This window comes from Pedobacter sp. 05L430, assembly GCF_056397585.1.
Genome location: NZ_JBFTNT010000482.1, coordinates 1 through 1,782 on the forward strand (window position 1 = coordinate 1; position 1,782 = coordinate 1,782).

The window sequence follows — 1,782 nt, forward strand, 5'->3', positions numbered from 1 at the left end:
GCCGAAGAGTTAACCCAAAATCTCTTTGTGGAACTATGGAGACGAAGAGAAACAGTAACAATAAATTCATTAGGGGCTTATCTTTTCGGGAGTTTAAAATATTGTATAATCAATCACTACAAATCATTATTAGTTCAGGAAAACTATCACAATTACGTAAAGGCTTCTGCGAATTACGGAGTAGTAAACAATACCGACTATCTATTGATGCTTAATGAACTATCTGATGCACTGGCCAGAGGGATTGCTCTGCTTCCAAAAAAAACTGCCGAAGTGTTCAGAATGAGCCGAATTGAACACCGCTCGGTTAAGGATATATCTGAGCAGCTTCATATATCCGAAAAAGCAGTTGAATATCACATTACCCAATCGCTTAAATCAATTCGGTTTTACCTTAAAGAGTACCTGTTTCTATTGGTTGCTTTTATTATGTTTCTATAAGTTTCATTTTTTTTTAAAATTATTTTAGGGATAAGGGCTACTTAGCTTACATATAGTTTAAAAGCTATAAAAATGAGCAGAGAAGCATTTCATCTATTACTGGAAAGATACCTGCAGAACAGGTGTACAGATGAAGAAAAGGAAATTATCGAAAAATGGTATGGAATGCTTGATAAGCATGATATGGAAGATATTGCCCCAACCCAAATAAATGCATTGGAGCAGAAACTGTGGGACAGAATACATGAAAGTGCCATCACAGAAGATGAAACTCCTGTTCGTAAACTTAAACCTCAGCGCCAAACATCCAGAACTTTAATAACTGCTGTTGCTGCCGTAATTGCAGGCTTTGTAATTATTACCGCCTATGTATTCTTTAGAGTTGACAGTAAAAAACCTGAATTCATGGTTGCCTCAATTGCAAACAATATTAATTCTGTTTCAAATAATACTGCTATGCCCATGGTAGTAAATTTGGAAGACGGAAGTTCTGTTACCCTGCAACCAAAATCTTTATTGAAGTACCCTAAACATTTTTCCAAAACTGTTCGTGAAGTCACACTTGAGGGAGAAGGCTTTTTTGAGATCAGTAAAAACCCATCCAAACCATTCCTTGTATACAACAGCAATGTAATTACAAGAGTTGTAGGAACCAGCTTTATTGTAAAAACAAATAGTACAGCAAGCGAAACTGAAGTAACAGTTAAAACAGGAAAAGTAATTGTTTCTCCAAACTCCGGGACCCTTTCCTTTAAAATTGGTGACCTCTTAAAATCAGGTAAAGGGGTGATACTTACCCCAAATCAGAAAACTGTTTATAGTGCCTCCGAAAATACATTTGCAACCACACTTGTTGATAAACCTTTACCGATAGCAAAAAATAATAAGCAACCTATAAAAGAGAGCTATTCTTTCAATGACAGCCGTGTTGCCGATGTCCTAAATCAGCTTCAAAAATCATATGGGATTGAATTTGTTGTGGAAGACAAAGAATTGTACAACTATACATTTACGGGCGACCTCTCTGAACAAGATTTATACAGTCAGTTAGATTTTCTATGTGAATCAATTCAGGCAACCTATCAGGTAAAAGAGACTAAAATAATTATCAAAGAAAAAAATTAAAACCTAAAAATCAACCAGAACTAAAAACCTAACCAGCTTATGAAGAAAAGAGAATTTTACTAACCAAATGATAAAAAAAAACTGACAATGTTGCGGGACATTGCCAGTTAAAAATTCTGTACGAAAAGTTTCATATTAACGAACAAAACTCCTAAAGTTATGAAAAAAAAGCGATTTGTTGCTTTAATAAAAACAGCAATGAGGATATCTATAGCC

2 protein-coding genes are annotated in these 1,782 nt (G+C 34.8%); both read left to right on the top strand.

Translation table 11 applies throughout. The features are described from left to right. Positions 1 to 441 (top strand): sigma-70 family RNA polymerase sigma factor (locus tag AC1DG9_RS26620; protein ID WP_477635642.1); only part of this gene is annotated, 441 nt, incomplete at its 5' end. Positions 442 to 513: 72 nt separating this feature from the next. Then, positions 514 to 1,566 carry a FecR family protein gene (locus tag AC1DG9_RS26625; RefSeq protein ID WP_172659582.1) on the top strand — a complete coding sequence of 351 codons (1,053 nt, stop codon included), beginning with the start codon at positions 514 to 516 and terminating at the stop codon, positions 1,564 to 1,566. Positions 1,567 to 1,782 lie beyond the last annotated feature (216 nt).